Source organism: Sporosarcina koreensis (assembly GCF_001531445.1).
GTDB classification, from domain to species: Bacteria; Bacillota; Bacilli; order Bacillales_A; family Planococcaceae; genus Sporosarcina; species Sporosarcina koreensis_C.
Genome location: NZ_LQYA01000036.1, coordinates 1 through 20123, shown reverse-complemented (window position 1 = coordinate 20123; position 20123 = coordinate 1). Strand labels below are relative to the sequence as shown.

At 44.9% G+C, this 20123-nt stretch carries 18 protein-coding genes, 1 tRNA gene, 1 rRNA gene and 1 pseudogene; 6 read left to right on the top strand and 15 right to left on the bottom strand.

Annotation, left to right across the window (positions count from 1 at the left end; translation table 11 throughout):
- Positions 1-816 (top strand): annotated as a pseudogene (locus AWV70_RS23770) (hypothetical protein); the annotation flags it as partial.
- A gap of 271 nt (positions 817-1087) precedes the next feature.
- Here AWV70_RS23770 and AWV70_RS06020 read toward each other — a convergent pair.
- Positions 1088-2332, bottom strand: coding sequence for a mechanosensitive ion channel family protein (locus AWV70_RS06020; RefSeq protein WP_060205203.1), 1245 nt, complete (start codon positions 2330-2332; stop codon positions 1088-1090).
- A gap of 143 nt (positions 2333-2475) precedes the next feature.
- On the opposite strand from AWV70_RS06020, the gene AWV70_RS06015 reads away from it, so the two are divergent.
- Positions 2476-2751 (top strand): DUF2277 domain-containing protein, encoded by a 276-nt coding sequence (locus AWV70_RS06015; protein WP_060205201.1) that lies wholly within the window; start codon positions 2476-2478, stop codon positions 2749-2751.
- Between the two features lie 271 nt (positions 2752-3022).
- Positions 3023-4726 carry a transglutaminase domain-containing protein gene (locus AWV70_RS06010; protein WP_060205199.1) on the top strand — a complete coding sequence of 568 codons (1704 nt, stop codon included), beginning with the start codon at positions 3023-3025 and terminating at the stop codon, positions 4724-4726.
- Positions 4727-4892: 166 nt separating this feature from the next.
- On the opposite strand, the gene AWV70_RS06005 is transcribed toward AWV70_RS06010, so the two are convergent.
- Complete coding sequence (locus AWV70_RS06005; RefSeq protein ID WP_060205197.1) at positions 4893-6305, bottom strand: YfcC family protein; 1413 nt, start codon at positions 6303-6305, stop codon at positions 4893-4895.
- A 393-nt stretch (positions 6306-6698) separates the two neighbouring features.
- A complete protein-coding gene (locus tag AWV70_RS06000) occupies positions 6699-7970 on the bottom strand; it encodes a RidA family protein (protein ID WP_060205195.1) in 1272 nt (423 codons plus the stop codon).
- A 256-nt stretch (positions 7971-8226) separates the two neighbouring features.
- Here AWV70_RS06000 and AWV70_RS05995 point away from each other — a divergent pair, with 256 nt between their 5' ends.
- Positions 8227-8748 (top strand): GNAT family N-acetyltransferase, encoded by a 522-nt coding sequence (locus AWV70_RS05995; RefSeq protein ID WP_060205194.1) that lies wholly within the window; start codon positions 8227-8229, stop codon positions 8746-8748.
- A gap of 223 nt (positions 8749-8971) precedes the next feature.
- Here AWV70_RS05995 and groL read toward each other — a convergent pair whose 3' ends face one another.
- The gene (groL, locus tag AWV70_RS05990; RefSeq protein WP_060205192.1) at positions 8972-10600 is read right to left on the bottom strand and encodes a chaperonin GroEL; all 1629 of its coding nucleotides are present in this window, start codon (positions 10598-10600) and stop codon (positions 8972-8974) included.
- A gap of 48 nt (positions 10601-10648) precedes the next feature.
- Positions 10649-10933: a co-chaperone GroES gene (gene groES / locus AWV70_RS05985; RefSeq protein WP_060205190.1), complete on the bottom strand. Its 285-nt coding sequence runs from the start codon at positions 10931-10933 to the stop codon at positions 10649-10651.
- 224 nt (positions 10934-11157) lie between these two features.
- Between groES and AWV70_RS05980 the strand changes: the two genes are divergently transcribed.
- Complete coding sequence (locus AWV70_RS05980) at positions 11158-11895, top strand: CPBP family intramembrane glutamic endopeptidase (RefSeq protein ID WP_060205188.1); 738 nt, start codon at positions 11158-11160, stop codon at positions 11893-11895.
- 38 nt (positions 11896-11933) lie between these two features.
- Here the strand turns inward: AWV70_RS05980 and AWV70_RS05975 are convergent, their stop codons facing one another.
- The 4 genes from AWV70_RS05975 to AWV70_RS05960 all read right to left on the bottom strand — a co-directional run bounded on the left by AWV70_RS05975 (position 11934) and on the right by AWV70_RS05960 (position 14412).
- Positions 11934-12566 carry a Yip1 family protein gene (locus AWV70_RS05975; protein WP_060205186.1) on the bottom strand — a complete coding sequence of 211 codons (633 nt, stop codon included), beginning with the start codon at positions 12564-12566 and terminating at the stop codon, positions 11934-11936.
- A gap of 120 nt (positions 12567-12686) precedes the next feature.
- The gene (gene tatC / locus AWV70_RS05970; protein WP_060205184.1) at positions 12687-13481 is read right to left on the bottom strand and encodes a twin-arginine translocase subunit TatC; all 795 of its coding nucleotides are present in this window, start codon (positions 13479-13481) and stop codon (positions 12687-12689) included.
- A gap of 17 nt (positions 13482-13498) precedes the next feature.
- Positions 13499-13693: a twin-arginine translocase TatA/TatE family subunit gene (locus AWV70_RS05965; protein ID WP_060205182.1), complete on the bottom strand. Its 195-nt coding sequence runs from the start codon at positions 13691-13693 to the stop codon at positions 13499-13501.
- Between the two features lie 68 nt (positions 13694-13761).
- A complete protein-coding gene (locus tag AWV70_RS05960) occupies positions 13762-14412 on the bottom strand; it encodes a redox-sensing transcriptional repressor Rex (protein ID WP_060205181.1) in 651 nt (216 codons plus the stop codon).
- Positions 14413-14537: 125 nt separating this feature from the next.
- On the opposite strand from AWV70_RS05960, the gene AWV70_RS05955 reads away from it, so the two are divergent.
- The gene (locus tag AWV70_RS05955; RefSeq protein ID WP_060205179.1) at positions 14538-16469 is read left to right on the top strand and encodes an ABC-F family ATP-binding cassette domain-containing protein; all 1932 of its coding nucleotides are present in this window, start codon (positions 14538-14540) and stop codon (positions 16467-16469) included.
- A gap of 514 nt (positions 16470-16983) precedes the next feature.
- Here AWV70_RS05955 and tsaD read toward each other — a convergent pair.
- The 6 genes from tsaD to rrf form a co-directional block, all read right to left on the bottom strand.
- Positions 16984-18006, bottom strand: coding sequence for a tRNA (adenosine(37)-N6)-threonylcarbamoyltransferase complex transferase subunit TsaD (tsaD, locus tag AWV70_RS05950; RefSeq protein ID WP_060205177.1), 1023 nt, complete (start codon positions 18004-18006; stop codon positions 16984-16986).
- Complete coding sequence (gene rimI, locus AWV70_RS05945; protein ID WP_060205175.1) at positions 18006-18455, bottom strand: ribosomal protein S18-alanine N-acetyltransferase; 450 nt, start codon at positions 18453-18455, stop codon at positions 18006-18008. Before rimI ends, tsaD begins: the two co-directional genes overlap by 1 nt.
- Positions 18448-19158 (bottom strand): tRNA (adenosine(37)-N6)-threonylcarbamoyltransferase complex dimerization subunit type 1 TsaB, encoded by a 711-nt coding sequence (gene tsaB / locus AWV70_RS05940; RefSeq protein WP_060205173.1) that lies wholly within the window; start codon positions 19156-19158, stop codon positions 18448-18450. Before tsaB ends, rimI begins: the two co-directional genes overlap by 8 nt.
- Entirely contained in the window at positions 19155-19607 is a 453-nt protein-coding gene (gene tsaE, locus AWV70_RS05935) for a tRNA (adenosine(37)-N6)-threonylcarbamoyltransferase complex ATPase subunit type 1 TsaE (RefSeq protein WP_060205205.1), read from the bottom strand. The genes tsaB and tsaE overlap by 4 nt, the downstream gene beginning before the upstream one ends.
- Before the next feature lie 181 nt (positions 19608-19788).
- Positions 19789-19864: transfer RNA gene (locus AWV70_RS05930), tRNA-Asp, on the bottom strand.
- A gap of 105 nt (positions 19865-19969) precedes the next feature.
- Positions 19970-20085: ribosomal RNA gene (rrf, locus tag AWV70_RS05925) — 5S ribosomal RNA — on the bottom strand.
- Between the last annotated feature and the right edge of the window lie 38 nt (positions 20086-20123).

Genomic DNA, 20123 nt, shown 5'->3' with positions numbered 1-20123 from the left:
ACTGTCGATACACCAGTTGACGAAGAGGAAGCGGTGGACGCTCCAGTTGATGGAGAAGAAACTGTCGATACACCAGTTGACGAAGAGGAAGCGGTGGACGCTCCAGTTGATGGAGAAGAAACTGTCGATACACCAGTTGACGAAGAAGAAGCGGTCGATGCACCAGCTGACGAAGAAGAGACAACAGAGGCACCTGTAGAAGAAGAGGCTACTGAAACAGAAAAGCCAGCTGGCGAAAATATCAATGAAGATACTACGTCAACTGACCAAACCAATTCAATTATAACAGACGAGCAACTAAATGAGTACAAATCCATCTTACAAAATTATGTAAGTTTAATCGATTACTATAACCTAGCCATCCAAGATCATCTCGGGATTGTCTTACCAGGTGAAGATACAGAGGAAGTGCCTGCTAAAGGTGACGAGAATGCAGAACTACCTACTGATGGCGAAGATGTAACGGAAGAACCAGCAGAAAGCGAAGATGCTGTTGAAGGTGACGACGTTATTGAACTACCTACTGAAGGTGAAGATGTAACCGAAGAACCTGCTGATGAAGAAGTTACTGACGCTCCAGCTGATGAAGAAGAAGCTACTGATGCACCGGCTGTCGAAGAAGAGGCAACTGATACACCAGCTGATAATGAAGAAGCTACTGATGCACCTACTGACGGTGAAGACGTAGCGGAAGAGCCTGCTACTGACGAAGAAGTTGCTGAAGACGTTCAAACTACAGTTTGGGACAAGCTAGTCGGCTATTACAACCAAGTCGTCACAGCTTACAGCACTTTCTTTGGATCGCTCAAGAAATAATATAGCAACAAACTAAAACTGAATAATTGCATCCCCTAACAGGAAATGTTCTCATTCCCTGCCTGAACCGTATGCCCTACGGTTAATTAATTCCGGTACCAATTCCGGTGCCTGTGCATCACACATTTATGACAATTCAACAAAGTTTATATCTATACAAAAAGAAGCCGATCACACCTTGAAGTGGTCGGCTTCTTTCATTGCTTTATGCAATTGTAGTGCATTATCTGAATAGTGTGCTGCACAGGTGCCCAAACAATTCCTAAACAGCTTACTCGCTTTTCATTACATTACCCAACGCCTTAACATCACTTCCTGCCGGGTTTTGGAACACGCGGAGATCGAATTCTCCCGCAACGGCAAATAGATGATCAAAAATATCTGCTTGCACAGCTTCATAAATAGCCCACTGCGTACTGTTTGCAAAAGCATAAATTTCAATCGGCAATCCATTCTCATCAGGTGCCAATTGTCGAACCATCAACGTCATTTCTTGATGGATACCCGGATGGTGCTGAAGATATTCACCAATGTAAGCGCGGAAAACCCCGATATTCGTCATCGCCCTACCATTTACAAGATTGCTTCGGTCTATCTTATTTGAAACGTTGTACTCCTCAATTTCATGTTCGCGGTTGATGATATAATCCGATAGTAAGTGGATCTGTTTATAATGCTCAATCATAGCTTCTGTACAAAACTTGATGCTAGATGTATCAATATACAACGCCCGCTTAATGCGCCTGCCGCCTGATTCCTGCATGCCGCGCCAGTTGATGAATGAATTCGATATGAGCGCATAGCTCGGAATCATCGTTACTGTCTTGTCAAAATTCCGCACCGCCACAGTATTCAAGGAAATATCAATGATATCCCCATTCGCACCATAATTCGGCACTTCAATCCAGTCGCCCATCCGAACCATTTCGGTGGCGGACAACTGAACGCCCGCCACAAGCCCTAATAACGAATCCTTAAAAACCAACATGAATACCGCTGAAAGAGCACCGATTCCACTAAGTAGAATTACTGGGCTTTCCCCCATCAGATTGGCGATCACTAAAATGGCCCCTACGATAACGATGACAATTTTAGCAACCTGTATATATCCTTTGATCGGCTTCGTTTTTGATATTTCATACGTTTGATAAATATCATTGAACACGCTTAATAATCGATTAATGACACTGAACGCCACGATCATCATATACGTTAGCGCCAACGTTTCGATCGCCTTGCGGTACGTCGGAAAGCTGGCAGCGAAGGAATAAATGATGATAGCCGGCACAAAATGGGACAATCTCCGGAGCACTTTCCGCTCCAACAGAATATTCCCCCACTTGATATTGTGCTTTTTCACAATATGGGTGATGAATCGGATAATCACTTGCTTCGTAATAAAATTCGCAATGATACACAGGAGCGTGATAACAGCAATCAGGATGACAAATGCCAGCGGGTCAACCAATGCGTCATCCACCCCGTAACCTAATAGCCGGTTACGAATAAACTTCATCTATTTCCCTCCACTGTGCGTAGTCTGCTTCCCATTATACCAGAATCAAGAGGTCACTACTTTCTTTAGCCTCCTGCACTGGCGCCGATACAATTCAGTAGAATATGATACAATCAAAAAAATAAACAAATGAGGTGAACGATATGTGCCGAAACATTAAAACACTGTTTAATTTTTCCCCTCCGGCTACGACGGATGAAATTTATGCCGCTTCGCTCCAATATGTGCGGAAGGTTTCTGGTTACAACAAGCCCTCCAAGTCTAACGAGGATGCTATTAATCTTGCTGTTGAGGAAGTGGTTATCGCTACACAAAAATTACTAAACACATTGGTAACGAATGCCGAACCTCGTAATCGAGAAATTGAAGCTGAACGGGCTCGGGCTCGTAATGCAAAAAGATTCGGATTGGATACTTAATTGTATCGGTGCCTGTGCAACATACATTTATGACAATTCAATACTCTAGATATAAATACAAAAAGAAGCTGATCAAACCTTGAGTTGATCAGCTTCTTCATTTTACTTTATACAATTACAGTGTATTTTCTGAATCGTGTGCTGCACAGGCACCTTCAAAAAGGGGGAACCCAGTACTTACTACCTCATTCGACAGGCTTAGGATTTAGTTTCGAAAAATTGCTATAGTATAGATATCAAAAAATTCCGGGGGGGGGGGAATCCGACGTCTATGAAAAAAACATATATACAGATTGTTTCTTTGCTATGCCTGCTTTTACTAGGCGCCTGCACGAAAGAACCTGCTCCAACAAAGGAAACGCAGCAGGTCAACGAGCAGGAACAGAAGAAGAACGATTATGACGCGGCAGTGGAAAAGAAAAACGCCGAGCTTGGCATGACACCATTGGAATTGACAGCCTATAGCGAAGAAGTGGGCGCTGTGTTAGTAGAACCTACTCACACAAACTTTGCGGTGAATGAAATCGTCACAGTTAAAGGAACGGTTGAAAATCAGGACCAATTACAAGAAAACTATGTATGGATCAAAATCAGATTTGATGGAGAAGCGCTTTCCGACGACTCAATGGAATACTATGCGCCTATCCAAGACGGCACATTTAAACAGGATGTGAGGCTGTTCAACGGCGAGGGAGAGTACCAAGTAACTGTAATGCTCCCAAGCACGGACCGGAAAAATTATTATTACGATCTTGCAAAATTCACTGTCTTTAATGTCAACCCTACGATGCGGCGAGATCTTACGTATACCCCCTTTGCTCAGGATGCTGGATTATCGCTTGAAGTTCCGGATAGCGGATATATAAAAGAAAGCGGGATTTTCACGCTAAAAGGAAAAATAGCGACCATCAAAGGGACAAACGAAACGTTGATGCTTGAGCTCAAAAAAGACGAAGATACGTGGAAACATGTGCTTCCTGTTAAAAACGGCCAATTCACGTATGACGTGCCTTTATTTTACGGAAAAGGTGTGCATCAACTTAAAGTCTACGTACCCGACGAAGAAAAAAAGGACTATTATCAGGCAGGAACCATCCTGTACATCGACAATGAATCCGAACTTGTCACAGAACCGATCTCCTACATGACAACCTATCACGAGCGAGGTGTCAATCTCACCTATCCGACGACAGGCGGTGAAGAAACCAATTTAACGTATCGCATAAAAGGCACTATCGACAAAGATGCCCCATTTGCAAAAGAAACGACACATCTTTATATTACGACAAAAAAAGATGACGATGAGGCGTTATCCGTCATCCCGGTCGATAATTACACATTCGACGACGAATTCTATTTGCGCTTCGGACCGGGAACATACGACGTGACCGTAAGTGTTCCGGAAATAAAAGAGAAAAACAGTTCCAAGTTTTATTATTATGATGTGGCCAAATTCACAGTCGAAAGCATAGGCACGGAGGACCAACGTGATTCATTGCCATCACGAGGGGTTCAGTCCGATGCTCCCGAAATCACCGCGCTTGCGAAAGAGCTTGTCACCGAAGACATGACGGATCGCGAGAAAGCAAAGGCTATCTATGAATTTACTGCAAAGTCAATTGCCTATGATGTGGAAAAACAGAAAAACAGCGAGTTTCAGTGGGATGATAGCGCATTAAAAGTCCTCGAACTCGAAAAAGGAATCTGTCAGGACTACACGTATCTTGCCCTCGCCTTGCTCCGAGCGTCCGGTATGGAAGCACGATATGTAGCAGGAACTGCCGGAGCCGGCTTCAATTTCTCCCGCCACGCATGGGTCGAAGTGAAAGTGGACGGAGAATGGCTCACGATGGATCCGACGTGGGGTGCCGGCTATATCGCCAATGGTGAATTTGTAGCCAACTACACAGAAGATTATTTCGCGCCGAATGAAGAAGCATTTAAGACGCATTCCCGGAGTGGCGTTCAGTATTGACGGGTTCTCGCTGAAAAGAATAGACCTCGAGAAAACGCAAAAGTGAAAAATCCCCTCCCGCTTCATCACAAGAAGCGAGAGGGGATCTTTTATTACATCATACCTCGTTTTAGGCGATCGACGACGGAGCCTTCGATCGTATGTATGATTGGTTAATCAAATACACTCAACCTGTGTATTGAATCAACTGAGTGATGACTAATGTGACAACCCCAATTGCTGAAAACACAAGGAATAGCGGCATATAGAAACGAATCCATTTTTGCCAAGATACACCCGCGATAACGAGTGCAGCCATAAAGTAACCAGATGTAGGGAATAGAATATGTGCAAAGCCATCCCCGAACTGGAACGCAAGTACAGCAGTTTGCCTGGTTACGCCGATCATATCTGCAAGTGGCCCCATGATTGGCATCGTGACTAAAGCTTGTCCACTTCCGGACGGGATAATAAAGTTAATGGTCAGCTGTACTAGATACATACCTACTGCCCCGAGAACAGATGGCATCTCGCCGACCAATGAACCTAGGCTGTGAACGATCGAATCCATGATTTGTCCGTCTTCAAGTACAACAGCGACAGAGCGGGCAAGTCCAATAATAATGGCCCCCATGAGTACATCACGGAATCCTTCTGTAAACGCGTTAGAAATTTGGGTAGCATTCAGACCGGCAATGAGGCCGACTACTATCCCCATAAAGATAAACAGACCAGCCATCTCTACCATGAACCAACCGTGCTGAAGCACACCATATACTAATATTCCAAGGAAGACGAAAGCCGCAACTGAAGCATACTTTTGTCTTGTGTTCATGCTTTTCGCATCAATCTTATCTTTTTGCTTATAAAGTTCCCTTTTTTCTTGATCATCTTTATACACATAGCTGTACAAAGGATCCCTTTGTACCTTTTTTGCATAGCGCATGATGAAGAAAATTCCCACCGATATACAAACAATAAATAGAGCTAAACGCAACGGCAACCCTGAAAACACCGGGACACCTACAATTTTTTGCGACAATCCTACGTTAATTGGATTTAAGACTCCGGTAGTAAACCCGACAACCGTACCGACAAGCGCAATCGATGCAGCTACAATCGAATCGTACCCTAAGGCAATAATTAATGGCATAATGACAGGAATATAAACGAGTGATAGTTCAGGGGTTCCGATTAATGTTGCCCCAATCGCAAATACGGTTGTCAGAATCGGGATCAGCAAAATACTGTTTTTCGCAAAACGGTTTGCCAGCCTGTCCACAACTACTTCAATGATTCCAGTTGTTTTCAGTACCGCAAACATACCGCCGATAATAAACGTGAAAAATACAATTTCCCCAGCGTCAATTAGCCCCCGCGGAATAACAGTAAGGAATTCGGCTATACCAATTGGTGCAGCTTCCACTTCTGTAAATGAGTTTGGATCAATCGCTGTTCTTCCGTCAGGACCTGGCACACGCTCAAACTGACCTGCAGGAATAAAGTAAGTCGAAATAGCTGCCAGCGCACTGAATATAAATAGGATGACATAAATATGAGGCAGTTGAAACTTCTTCTTGACGCTTTTTTCCTTTTCCATTTGTAACCTCCAGTAAGTAAATTTATAAAGACTAACTTCAAGTTGCTCTGCCTCATTATACAAGCTTCTTACGTAGGAGTCGTTAGACCTTGTAGCCAATTAAACTCAGACCCATTGTTAATGAAACACAATGAAATCTTCAGATTTGTTAACACTGCACAACCAATTGTGCATTAAATTCATTCTTTAATAACAATTCCGAGTATAAAAGCCACCGTTTAAGGTGCCTGTGCAGCACACATTTATGACAATTCAACGTTTTTCATAGAATTACAAAAAGAAGCCGATCAAACTTTGATTTGATCGGCTTCTTTATTTTACTTTATGCAATTGTAGTGCATTATCTGAATCGTGTGTTGCACAGGCACCCACACAATTATTCATACATGTCTATTATGCTTGTGGAGGAGTTCCTTCAGCGTTTGCTACAACCGCATCGATTTGGATTAACGCATCGTTAGGCAAAGCGGATACGCCAACTGTTCTTCGTGCAGGTACACCGCCTGGGAAGAATGTTTTGTAAGCTTCGTCTACTGCATCCATATCCGCGATATTTTTCACGAAGATATTTACTTTAACAACATCTTCCATAACGTGGTTGATGCTTTCGACGATTGCCTTGATATTTTTCAAGCACTGTTCAGCTTGCTCTTTTACGCCTCCAGCTACCATTTGGCCTGTTTTTGGATCCACAGGTAATTGAGCTGAAAGGTGATTGTAATGAGAGAACGCTACTGTTTGTGTAGATAGAGAACTTTTAGGTGCATTGTCAGTGTTGTTTGCCCAGATAACGATTCCATGTCTGTCTTCAATCGCTTGTGGAGGTGTACCATCTCCGTGAGATACCACTGCCTCAATTTGCACTAAAGCATCCATCGGTAGAGCTGAAGCGGCAACAACTGTGCGTGCAGGGACATAGGCTACAGTTCTAGCGATCGCGGAGTCTGGGAAGAATGTTGAATAAACTTCATTGACAGCTTCCGTATCTGCGAGGTCTTTAAGGAAGATATTAATTTTAACAATATCGTCAAAAGGAACGTCGATGCTTTCTAAAATAGCCTTAATGTTTTTCAAGCACTGTCCAGCTTGCTCTTTTACACCGCCAACTACTAATCTTCCTGTTTTTGGATCAATCGGCAATTGAGCTGAAAGATTGTTGTAATGAGAGAACGCTACTGTTTGTGTAGATAGAGGGCTTGTTGGCGCATTAGCCGTGTTGTTTGTAAGTTTGATGAGGTCGCCTGCTTGTGGGGCGTTTGGAATTGTACCTTCACCGTGAGAAACAAGTGCTTCAACTTGCACTAAAGCATCCATCGGCAAAGCTACTACTGCAACTGTCGTCCGTGAAGGAACATAAGTTGGGAAGAATGTTTTATACACTTCATCTACAGCGTCAACATCTTTGATATCTTTAACGAATACTGTAATTCTAACAATATCGCTCATAACATGATCGATGCTGTCTACAATTGCCTTGATATTGTTAAAGCACTGTTCCGCTTGCTCTTTTATACCGCCAGCTACCAATTGACCTGTTTTTGGATCGATCGGCAATTGAGCTGAGAGGTTATTGTAATGAGAGAAAGCAACAGTTTGTGAATAAAGACCGTTACCGTTTGGAGCATTGTCCGTATTTCTTGCTGATACTGCGTTATAGTTGCTCATAATCGTATTTCCCTTCTTGATAAATATTTACAAACCCAAGTATGCACCAAAAAAGCCATTCTAACCGCTCTGAGTGCTATGCAATTATAGCAGGATTTGTTCATATTAGCTAACGTTTTGTAAGAAGTGAACAAAAAAATCTCCGCAAATCTTTCGAGATTATGTTCTTTCTCAAATATTGTGGTTTTTTGTCATTTATTGCATACTATTTATTGTAAGTTCATTTAATTCCTATTAGTAAGGGAGGAGAGCTCACTTGGAAATCACAACAGAAAGATTACTAATTAGACCTTTTAAGAGTACTGATTTACAGGATGTATTTGCTATTTATAATAATGATGATACATGTAAGTTCCTATTACATAATAAGTGGACTCATGAAGATATGCTGGAAAGATTTAATAAGAAGCTATCAAACAGTGTACTCACGAAAGAATCAATGTTAAGTTTGGCAGTTATATACAATACTAAAGTAATTGGTGATCTATCCGTATGGTATACGGATATGAAAGACACTGTTGAGATTGGTTATAGTTTTTCAAACGAAGTAGCCGGAAGAGGTTTGGCAACAGAAGCAGTGAGCAGTTTGGTCTTTAAATTATTTGATGAATGTAATGTACATCGTATACAAGCTAATCTTGATGCACGAAATACAGCTTCACAAAAATTGTGTGAACGAATAGGCATGAGAAAGGAAGCTCATTTCATACAAGATTTTTGGAATAAAAATGAATGGACAGATAGTATTGTATATGGTATGTTACCTTCCGATTTGTAGTAATAGATCTAGTTGTTTTATTGTGCTGCGGGAGCTTAAATTAGGATAGGACTTGCACATAAAAAACCACTTCTCATCTAGTGTTCTAAATGATGAGAAGTGGCTATTTTAATTGCGAGTAACACTGCTTCATAAAAAGAAGTGTTGAAACATGTATTTCAAGGCTCTACGATGGAGAAGTTATCAACCTTCAAAAGCGGTGTAAACCCTTGCTTCGAAAAGCTTACATCATGCCGCCCATACCACCCATATCAGGCATACCGCCTGCTACAGCTGGTTCTGGGATATCTGCAACGACCGCTTCAGTAGACAAGAACATTGCCGCTACGGATGCTGCGTTTTGAAGTGCAGAACGAGTAACTTTTGTTGGATCCACGATACCCGCTTGCATCATGTTGACCCATTCGCCGTTTGCTGCGTTGAAGCCGATGCCGACTTCTTCGCGTTTGAGGCGATCGACAACGATGGAGCCTTCAAGGCCAGCGTTTGTCGCGATTTGGCGAACTGGCTCTTCAAGTGCGCGAAGGACGATTTTAACGCCAGTTGCAACGTCGCCTTCTGTGCTTTCAAGAAGTGTTTCAACTTTTGTATAGACGTTCACAAGCGCCGTACCACCGCCGGATACGATACCTTCTTCGACTGCCGCACGAGTGGAGTTCAATGCGTCTTCAATGCGAAGTTTACGCTCTTTCAATTCAGTTTCCGTTGCTGCTCCGACTTTGATAACTGCTACGCCGCCAGCAAGCTTCGCAAGGCGTTCTTGCAGCTTCTCCTTGTCGAACTCGGAAGTGGATTCTTCCAGTTGCGCACGGATTTGGCCGACACGTGATGCGATTTGATCAGTATCTCCGTTTCCTTCAACGATTGTCGTGTGGTCTTTTGTGACAACGACTTTCGCAGCGCGACCAAGTTGAGTGATATCAGCGGATTTAAGGTCAAGACCAAGATCCTCAGTGATGACTTCCCCGCCTGTAAGGATTGCGATATCTTCAAGCATTGCTTTACGACGGTCGCCGAAGCCTGGTGCTTTAACAGCTACCGCGTTGAATGTACCGCGAAGTTTATTCACAACAAGAGTTGCAAGTGCTTCGCCTTCCACGTCTTCAGCAATCATCAACAACGGCTTGCCTTGTTGAACGACTTGCTCAAGAACCGGTAGGATTTCTTGGATGTTAGAAATCTTCTTATCTGTGATCAAGATGTAAGGGTTGTCGAGAACCGCTTCCATTTTGTCTGTGTCTGTCGCCATGTAAGCAGACGCGTAGCCACGATCGAATTGCATACCTTCAACGACGTCAAGCTCAGTCGTGAAGCCTTTTGACTCTTCGATTGTGATAACGCCATCGTTGCCGACGCGCTCCATCGCTTCCGCAATCAATTCGCCGACTTCTTCGTCGCCTGAAGAGATAGCCGCAACTTGTGCGATCTCCTGCTTGCTTTCGATTTCATCGGAAATGCCTTTCAACTCTTCAATAGCCGTTGCAACCGCTTTTTCGATCCCTTTACGGATGCCGACAGGGTTTGCGCCAGCTGTTACGTTTTTCAAACCTTCACGGATCATCGCTTGTGCAAGAACCGTCGCTGTCGTCGTACCGTCACCAGCGATTTCGTTCGTTTTGGAAGCAACTTCCGCTACGAGTTTTGCACCCATATTTTCGAATGCATCTTCAAGCTCGATTTCTTTTGCGATCGTTACACCGTCGTTTGTGATAAGCGGTGAACCGAATTTTCTCTCAAGAACGACGTTGCGTCCTTTTGGTCCAAGCGTCACTTTAACAGCGTCAGCAAGTGTATCTACACCGCGTAGCATTGCGCCGCGCGCGTCTTCATTGAATTTAATTTCTTTAGCCATTTATGAATTCCCTCCTGGTTTTGATTGTACTTATTTATAAGCGGCGACTTAACCGATGACGGCTAGGATATCGCTTTCACGCAGGATCAAATATTCATTGCCTTCATATTTTACTTCAGTTCCAGCATATTTTGAGAAGATGATGCGGTCGCCTTCTTTTACTTCCAGGTCAACACGCTGGCCGTTTTCAAGAACTCGTCCGGTACCTGCCGCTACAACTTTTCCTTCTTGCGGTTTTTCTTTCGCAGAATCCGGTAATACGATACCGCTAGACGTCTTTTCTTCTGCTTCGATTAGTTCGATTACGATACGGTCACCTAATGGTTTCAACAAGTGAAACAACCTCCTCGGCGTATTTTTCTTTTTTAGCACTCATCAATCAAGAGTGCTAATACATTTCTTATCATAATAAAGTTGCCCAAAAATTGCAAGCATAATACTTGGCTGTTTTCTTCCCTACAAGAAGGATTCCGACAATCAGTAATCTTCTATTCCTTTCCCTTTGCTTGTCTTCATAGAAACCGCTAAAATGAATTACAGAAGAAAGGAAGTTGGCAATGAAAAACTGGAAAATCTCCATTTCAATCGTTCTACTATATATAGCAATGCAATTCGGAAGTATTCCTGTCTCGAAAGGATTCTTCAATTACTTTCACAACACCGCCGGCATGGGGGAAGAGGACGCGGTCTATTACGCCTTCGCCTGGGCGCTGTTTATCACCAACCTGATCGCCGCCCCGCTCATCCTTTTCATGACGACGCGCAACAAGCGATTTTGGGATATCTTTAAAAAGGGGAAAAAAGCGACTCCTTGGATGACAATCCTCTGGGGAGTGCTAGGATTTTTCATGGCGATGGCTGGACAAATGCTTGCAGGCATTATCGAAATGGCGCTCGGTATTATGCCTGGCTCCGAAAATACCACCTTGCTGAGTGACGTCGCCAAACTATCGCCGATCATTATCTTTTCCATTGTCATCTTCGCACCGTTGCTTGAAGAGATTGTGTTTAGAAGAGTCCTGTTCGGAAGTATTTACACGAAGACGAATTTCTGGGTTGCCGCCATCTTGAGCGGAGTCATTTTCGCGGTTGTCCACAACGAGCTCGAGCATACGCTCATCTATATGGCTCCAGGAATGGTATTCGCATTTCTTTATTATCATACGAAGCGCATTTGGGCACCGATGATTGCACACTTCCTTATGAACGGTTTCGTTATGATTGTCCAACTGAATTACGAAAAATTGGAGCAACTGCAAAACATGAAGAAAGCTTTCATTTTCTGGTTGCAATAAAAAAACGGCTTCCCCCATACCGGGAAGCCGTTTTTCATTCATCCAAACGTCGTAAATAATGAAAAGATGACCATGCCGATAACAAGTGAGAACACGATCGCAAGCACTATGCCAACACCCATGAGAATTGCAACGACACCCAATCCACGCCACGCTGAGAATTTATGGACAAGCCCAATTCCCTTACAAGAGATGACCGTACCGTAAATACCCACTCCCATTGAGATGAAGTTCGTTAACAAATAAACTCCAAGCGGCAGATTGGTAATTCCAAAATTCTCCGTCGGCACCTCGAATAGACGGGATCCATATATAGCAAGAATAAGAAAGTTCATCGGCGCGAGCCAGATCATCGGAATCGTTGCGACTGGTGTCACGCGGACCATATCGGAAAACGTTCCTGTACCTCCGAGCCATTTCCCAATCCATGTATACATTGCCGACACAATCACCCATCCGAGCAATGCGCCGGCATATGACGACGCGATTGATAGGAAAATAATTGTAAACATTGGCAAGCCACTGAACCAGCCTGCTGTTGCCGTGGAGAAAATGCCCGTACTGATTGATCCTAATAAAAATATAAAAAAACCGTATCCGACCGACTTTTTCTCCAGCACATACTCCAAAGTCTTCGTCGGCTTACTCCAAATGGATAGCAATGGATTCATGCTTATTCCCTCCTTTACTTACAATGTATATGTCAGTTCCACACTCCCTATCATACTGGAACTTCATTACAAAAAAAGCCCCGCTCCCTCAAAAACTAACCCGGGAAGCGGGACTCCATTTTATTTCTCCAAATTCCCCATAACTTCATCGATTTGGCGCTGTTGTTCAGCCTTTAATTCTTCAATCTTCCTTTTCTCTTCCGCCTTCAGGAATTTCCGGTACCCGACACGGCAAATGATGATGCTGATCTCATAAAGCGCGAATAACGGGACGGTCACCAATAAGTGGGACATGATGTCCGGCGGCGTAATGAACGCCGCAATGACGAACAAGACAAAATACGCGATTTTCCGGATTTTCACTAGCTTCGCCGGATTCAATATTCCAAGCCTCGACAGGAATAAAAGGACGATTGGCAACTGGAAGATAACCCCGAACGGAATGAGGATTTGGAACAGGAACGTAAAATATTCATTAATGCCGACCGTCTGGGTGATGCCAAGTTCCGCCGATAGTTCTTTCATGAAATTCATGACGAAGGGAACGAGGACGAAATATGAAAATGCGATTCCTATGAGTAAAAGAATAAAGGCGAATGGGATATAGCTCAACGTCACTTTCCGCTCCGTCTCATGAAGCCCAGGCGATATGAACGACCAGAACTGATACATGATGATCGGCGAAATGATGACGACCGCCAAAAAGATAATAACTTTCAAGTACAAGGCAATCGGATCGACGACATTAAATGCGTGGAACTCTTCATACCCCGCCTCTGCTTGCAGAAACTTAATGATCGGCTTGGCAATAAAAAAACTGCCGATCACCGCAATAACAAAGAAAACGACGATTACCATCAGTCGTTTTCTAATTTCATCTATATGTTCAATGACTGTTAAATTTTTCTCTTTCATCGGACAGACATCCTTACTTATTGCACATCATTTTTCTTGTCTTCCACTTTTTTGACTGTGTCGTCATCATCGGACACGAGTCCTTTCGTCGCTGATTTGAATTCACGCAATGAAGAGCCGAACGCTTTTCCGATCTCCGGCAACTTCTTCGGTCCAAAAATGAGCAAAGCAATGATTGCGATAAGAATTAAACTAGTTACTCCTGGAGCCATTTCGGACACCTCCTTCGTCTGCTTCCTATTTTACATGAAAACAGCTTGTATTACTATTGACAATACCTTTATATTTGTGAATCTTTTTCGTCACTTTTTATAAAGTAAATCAACGTCTGCAGCTCCACCGACAAATCGATCGTATGGACGCGCATCCAGTCGGGCGCTGTCAAACGAACCGGTGTGAAATTAAGGATCCCTTTCACGCCGATCGCAGCCATCCGATCTGCGATTTCCTGCGCCGCCCTCGTTGGTACAGTCAGGATGACGAGATTAATGCCCAACTCCTTGATTTTCTCTTCCAACATATCGGGATGGAACACGGGGATATTGCTGATCATCTTCCCTTCTTTCGGCGCTTTCGGATCGAACGCAACAACAATCCTCGTATTATGGTTTTTTTGAAAATTGTATTTCAGAAATGCGTTCCCTAAGCTCCCGACACCGATCAATGCGACATCCGTCTCTTCATCCTGATCAAGCGCTCTGCGGAAGAATAGCAGCAGGTCGTTCACATCATACCCGTACCCTTTGCGCCCGAGCGCTCCGAAATGGGAGAAGTCACGGCGGATCGTAGCCGCATCGATTTTCATCGCCTCGCTCAATTCACTCGAAGAGACCCGCTTCTTACCAGCATTCGCGAAGTTTTGTAGAAATCGATAATATAATGGAAGGCGTTTTGACGTCGCCTGCGGAACCCTCTGAGTCGTTTCAGCCATATCTGACCTCCTATACGTACAATAAGCCTTTTTTTATCGTACTCCAGATATGGTCTGATGTAAAGCCAACCATTGCACCAACAGGCCCATTCGATTACACTAAAAGTGGAATAGAGGTGTGCTGAATGATCTTATTACAAGTGAATGGAATTACAAAATCCTTTTCTGGAACTGATATATTGAACAACGTCCGGCTCGAAGTGCAGCACCGTGACAGAGTTGCGCTCGTAGGACGGAATGGCGCAGGCAAATCGACATTGCTGAAAATCATCGCAGGCGAGATGACTGCGGATTCCGGCGATCTCATCATGCCGAAAGACGTGCAAGTCGGCTATCTCGAACAGCATGCGGGCATTGATTCCCCTCTCACGATTTGGGAGGAGATGCTTACTGTTTTCGGACCGTTGCTGGAAATGGAGAAAAGACTCCGCAAACTAGAAGCGCAAATGGCGGATCCTTCCGTTTACGAAAATCCGCAAGAATACGACCGGGTCATGAAGGATTATGACGCATTGCAAATCGATTTCAAGGATTCGGGCGGATATCAATATGAGTCCGATATGCGCTCGGTCCTTCACGGCATGCGCTTTTATACCGAAGACTACGAGAAGCAGGTCAATCTGCTGTCAGGCGGGCAAAAGACACGGCTGGCGTTAGCAAAAATGCTGCTCAGCAAGCCGGATCTGCTCATATTGGACGAGCCGACAAACCATTTGGATATCGAGACACTGGGCTGGCTCGAAAAATACCTCGTCTCCTATGAAGGGGCAATTCTCATCGTTTCCCATGACCGCTATTTCCTCGATCAAATCGTGACAATCACGTATGAAGTGTCGAGGCGGAAAGTGACGAAGTATGTCGGCAACTATAGCGCCTATTTGGTCGAAAAAGCGAAAAACTATGAGCGGGATAAGAAGTTGTATGAGCGCGAGACAAGCGAGAAGGCGAAACTTGAGGATTTCATCCAACGGAATATCGCCCGCGCATCCACTTCCAAAATGGCGAAAAGCCGACGGAAGCTTCTCGAACGGACGGAATGGATGGACGCGCCCGAGGGGGATGAAAAGTCCGCAAGCTTTTCGTTCTCCATCGATCGGCAAAGCGGCAATGATGTGCTCACATTGGACAACATCGCTGTCGGTTATCAAGGCAAAGCAGTTTCGGAAAACATCAATATGCATGCGTACAAAGGGGATCGGATCGCAATCATCGGCCCGAACGGCATCGGCAAGTCGACGTTGCTGAAGACAATCGTGAAAAGACAGGAGCCTATCGGGGGTACGATCCGCTACGGGACGAATGTCCAATTCGGCTATTATGACCAGAACCAGGCGACAATCCTCGGCACCGGAACCGTCCTTCAAGAACTGTGGGATGAATGGCCAATGATGAATGAAAAGGATGTCCGCTCAGTACTCGGACGCTTCCTATTTACTGGAGAAGACGTCGAGAAACCGGTCGCAACCCTATCCGGCGGTGAGAAGGCGCGTCTTTCATTGGCAAAGCTTATGCTTCAAAAATCGAATACGCTCGTGCTTGACGAGCCGACGAACCATCTTGACCTCGACAGCAAGGAAGTGCTGGAAAATGCGCTGGACGATTTTCCAGGCACCATCCTCTTCGTCTCCCATGACCGGTATTTCATCAACCGGATCGCTACGAAAGTGATGGATGTCGGTCCTACCGGCGTCACAGAGTATCTTGGCGACTATGATTATTTCATCGAAAAGAAAAATGAGCTAGAAGAAATGAAGGCTGAAAAGATCGCTTCGGAACAAAAGACCCAGTCAAGAAATAGCCGCAATGAAGAGGACAAGGAATTCAAACGGCAAGAACGCCGCTTGACGAGGGCAATCGCGGAAATCGAAGAGTCAATCGGGAAAATGGATACCGACATCGCGATTTTGCAGGAAGAATTGTTGAATCCTGCTTTGGCCGATGACCATGTAAAGCTGATGGAGTTACAGGAGCAGATCGACGAACTCCAAATGCAGCACGACAACCAGTCGGAAGAATGGTTGAACCTGCAGGAAGAGCTCGAGAAATTGAATTCATAAGTCAACTAAAGTGAAACTTCAATCAGTGGGGGATTCTTCCCCAAAACTGATTTGCTGAACAAAGGCTAAGTTCGCAACGTCCTGTTGCAACGCCTTTGTGACCTGCATCCTGCTGGCCCGAACCAATCGGGCTTTTACTGGCTGTTGATTCCCCACTGGGAATCTTATAGCCCGTTATAGCGGGATAAAACTGTCGAATGGAATTTACGTCCATTCGACAGTTTTTTTAGTTTTCGACATTTCTTCCTGTTGATTTCCACAATCTTATCAACATCATCCACGTTGATATAATGGGATATGAACATAGTTATCCACGTTATCCACATTTCCAGTTGCATTTACCAACATAGTTATCCAAAAGATGAAATGGTCATTCACACAAATCGTTCAATTATCCACAACTTACTAACAATTGTGCATAAGTACGAACGTTCCCTCTTGACAAGTCAAAACCAATAGAGGACAAATAAAAACGGAAATCGTCAGAACTCGACGATTTCCTTTATTCATACGCTCAATCGTTCCATGAAACAAGCTCCATGCCCGGCCTGCCGTTCATTTCCATCGTGCCTCGTTTTCCGCTTACGAACATCGAAGTGCCCGCAGCTGCAATCATTGCCGCATTGTCCGTGCAAAGGGAGATTGGTGGTACGTAAAAAGGAAGTCCCTCTTTTTCAAACACTGCGTCCAATGAAGCCCGCAAGCCTTTATTCGCTGCGACCCCGCCCGCCGCGATGACTTGCTTCACACCGTATTCCTTCGCCGCTCTCGACGTCTTCTCCGTCAACACGTCGACAACACTTTGCTGAAAGCCGGCCGCGACATGCGATGGATTGACTTCTCCGCCTTTTTGCTCAATATTATGCTTATAATTGATAACAGCGGATTTCAACCCACTAAAGCTGAAGTCATAAGAATCCGGCTCGAGCCAAGCCCTCGGGAAATCGACTGCTTCATCGCTTTCAAGCGCAAGTTTATCGATATGCGGCCCTCCTGGATAAGGGAGTCCAAGAACTCGGGCGACTTTGTCATATGCTTCTCCTGCTGCGTCATCCCGTGTTTCACCAATCAATTTGAACGACCCATGCTTCTCCATTAGAACTAACTCCGTATGCCCTCCCGATACGATGAGCGCTAGCAGAGGGAACTCCATCGGCTGCATTAATTGATTCGCATAAATATGCCCTGCGATATGGTGAACGCCGACAATCGGCAGCCCATTGGCAAAAGCAAACGCCTTCGCTGCGTTAATGCCAATTAATAATGCGCCAACAAGACCTGGTCCCTCCGTTACAGCAACTGCATCCAAGTCCGATGGAGCGAGATTAGCCTCTGCCAATGCTTCCTCTATTACAAGCGTGATCTGTTCAACATGGTGCCTTGATGCGATTTCTGGCACGACGCCGCCGAACCGTTGCTGACTCTGGATTTGTGACGCAACGACGTTCGAAACGATTTCATGCCCATTCTTCACGACCGAAGCCGCCGTCTCATCACAACTCGTTTCAATTCCAAGTATATACATATCTTTGTCCATTACAATTCCACCCACATGACGAGCGCATCTTCATGGTCGTCCGTATAATAGTTTTTCCGTATGCCGCCATCCTGAAACCCGAGCTTGCGGTATAAATTTTGCGCCGTATGATTGCTCACGCGAACTTCAAGCGTCATCAGTCTGACCTCATTCGCCTTGCATAGCTCGATCGCCTTCCGCATAAGCGCCTCACCGATTCCATGGCCTCTCATATGCTTCCTCACTGCCACATTCGTTATATGGCATTCATCCAGCACAACCCACATGCCGAAATGCCCGATCACCTCATCATCTGCAACTGCGACGATATAATGGGCATAATCATTCCCAGCCATCTCATGTTCAAAGATTTCCTGTGTCCACGGTGTCGCGAATGCCTCCTGCTCAATTTCAACAACCACAGGAATATCTTCTATCGTCATTTTTCTATACTCGATACTCTTATTCATTGTCCTGATCCTTCCGTTGCTGCATCAGCCAATTCGCCTCCGCCTCAGCGATCCGGCGGTACTCCGGCGTAAATGCATGTGTATTCTCTTCCTGTCCGCTTTGCTGCGCAATGAAAATCAACGAAGATGCCCGCGGGAGCTGCAGCGGGAAAGGAGCAATGACAGCATTCTCCTTCAACCTTTCCTTCATGAGCTCTTCATGCATCGCAACATCCTTGCCGACAAAAAGAACCGGGCGCTCCTTGCTTGCCAACACATCCAACAGATTTTCAATCGCAAAATGCCCGTCCTCCGCGATGGCGGTCAATCCGCCATCCACGAACTCATATACCCCTGCGTACACATTATTTCTTCGTGCGTCCACAATCGGGCAGATCAAACCATCAAAATAAACAGCGTTCGCTGCAAGCACCTTCAAGCTCGAAACACCAAACAGAGGCTTCTTCAATGTCCAAGCTAATGTCTTCGCAATCGTCACGCCGATACGGACTCCCGTATATGAGCCCGGCCCTTCCGATACCGCAATGGCGTCTATATCTTTAGGCTGCAATTGCACCGTCGCAAACAGCTCCTCGATAACCGGCATCGCCCGCAACGAATGATTGACAGCCATCGAAGAATTCACCTCGGCCAAAATAGTCCCATCCTTCACAATCGCAACGGATAAAGGCATATTGGCCGTATCTATTCCTAACCATATCATAACGTCATCGCCTCACAAATCTTTTCAAAACGTTCCCCTTTTGGCATGAACACAATCTTTCTCGAAGTTTCACCGGTTCGATGCATCTGGATATCCAATCGTTCCTTCGGCAGATCATCTTCTATTAAATGCGCCCACTCAACGACGGAGACCGCATCTCCGTAAAACAACTCGTCCCACCCAAGATCCTCATCGCTGTCTGCTAATCGATAAACGTCCAAATGATTGAAAGGCACTCTTCCCTCATATTGCTTCAAGATTGTGAACGTAGGGCTGTTCACCGTGCGAGTGATGCCGAGGCTACGCGCAAGTGCTTTAGTGAATGTCGTCTTCCCTGCACCAAGATCGCCTTCCAGTGTCACGACATCCGGAGGGGAAAGCAAGTCAGCTAATGTATTCGCAATTCGTTCGGTCTCTTCTAAGGAATGCGTATTGAATTCTATAGTCATCATCTATTTCCTTTCATCTCCACTTTGCTTTAGTGTACCGAAAATACGGTGATTCCGAAAGTCATGAGGTTCGGCGGAGATATGTATTTGAATCATTGAGGTAAGCAGTGCAAAGTTATTGGAAACAACAAAAAACCGATCTTGGAATGAATCCATAATCGGTTGACAATTTAAATTAAGATGGCGGTCCCGACCGGGATCGAACCGGCGATCTCCTGCGTGACAGGCAGGCATGTTAACCGCTACACCACGGGACCATTAGTATGTATACTTTCCGATAGAATGCAAGGTTCATTAACTGCAAATTTGTTGTAATTGATCAATTCTAACCTGATCGCATCCATATCGAAAAGTGATGGGTTGCCCGGCGACGTCCTACTCTCACAGGGGGAAGCCCCCTACTACCATCGGCGCTGAAGAGCTTAACTTCCGTGTTCGGTATGGGAACGGGTGTGACCTCTTCGCCTTCATCACCAGACAATTGAACGATGCTTGTTCGTTCAAAACCGGATAAAA

Excerpts from the sequence above, each read along its gene's own strand:
- tsaB (WP_060205173.1), bottom strand. The coding sequence starts at position 19,158 with ATGATATGGTTAGGAATAGATACGGCCAATATGCCTTTATCCGTTGCG.
- tsaE (WP_060205205.1), bottom strand. The coding sequence starts at position 19,607 with ATGACTATAGAATTCAATACGCATTCCTTAGAAGAGACCGAACGAATT.
- AWV70_RS06000 (WP_060205195.1), bottom strand. The coding sequence starts at position 7,970 with ATGAGCAACTATAACGCAGTATCAGCAAGAAATACGGACAATGCTCCA.
- tatC (WP_060205184.1), bottom strand. The coding sequence starts at position 13,481 with ATGAAAGAGAAAAATTTAACAGTCATTGAACATATAGATGAAATTAGA.
- AWV70_RS05980 (WP_060205188.1), top strand. The coding sequence starts at position 11,158 with ATGAAAAACTGGAAAATCTCCATTTCAATCGTTCTACTATATATAGCA.
- AWV70_RS05955 (WP_060205179.1), top strand. The coding sequence starts at position 14,538 with ATGATCTTATTACAAGTGAATGGAATTACAAAATCCTTTTCTGGAACT.
- tsaD (WP_060205177.1), bottom strand. The coding sequence starts at position 18,006 with ATGGACAAAGATATGTATATACTTGGAATTGAAACGAGTTGTGATGAG.
- AWV70_RS06010 (WP_060205199.1), top strand. The coding sequence starts at position 3,023 with ATGAAAAAAACATATATACAGATTGTTTCTTTGCTATGCCTGCTTTTA.
- AWV70_RS05975 (WP_060205186.1), bottom strand. The coding sequence starts at position 12,566 with ATGAATCCATTGCTATCCATTTGGAGTAAGCCGACGAAGACTTTGGAG.
- groL (WP_060205192.1), bottom strand. The coding sequence starts at position 10,600 with ATGGCTAAAGAAATTAAATTCAATGAAGACGCGCGCGGCGCAATGCTA.
- AWV70_RS06020 (WP_060205203.1), bottom strand. The coding sequence starts at position 2,332 with ATGAAGTTTATTCGTAACCGGCTATTAGGTTACGGGGTGGATGACGCA.
- AWV70_RS06015 (WP_060205201.1), top strand. The coding sequence starts at position 2,476 with ATGTGCCGAAACATTAAAACACTGTTTAATTTTTCCCCTCCGGCTACG.
- AWV70_RS05960 (WP_060205181.1), bottom strand. The coding sequence starts at position 14,412 with ATGGCTGAAACGACTCAGAGGGTTCCGCAGGCGACGTCAAAACGCCTT.
- AWV70_RS06005 (WP_060205197.1), bottom strand. The coding sequence starts at position 6,305 with ATGGAAAAGGAAAAAAGCGTCAAGAAGAAGTTTCAACTGCCTCATATT.
- AWV70_RS05965 (WP_060205182.1), bottom strand. The coding sequence starts at position 13,693 with ATGGCTCCAGGAGTAACTAGTTTAATTCTTATCGCAATCATTGCTTTG.
- rimI (WP_060205175.1), bottom strand. The coding sequence starts at position 18,455 with ATGAATAAGAGTATCGAGTATAGAAAAATGACGATAGAAGATATTCCT.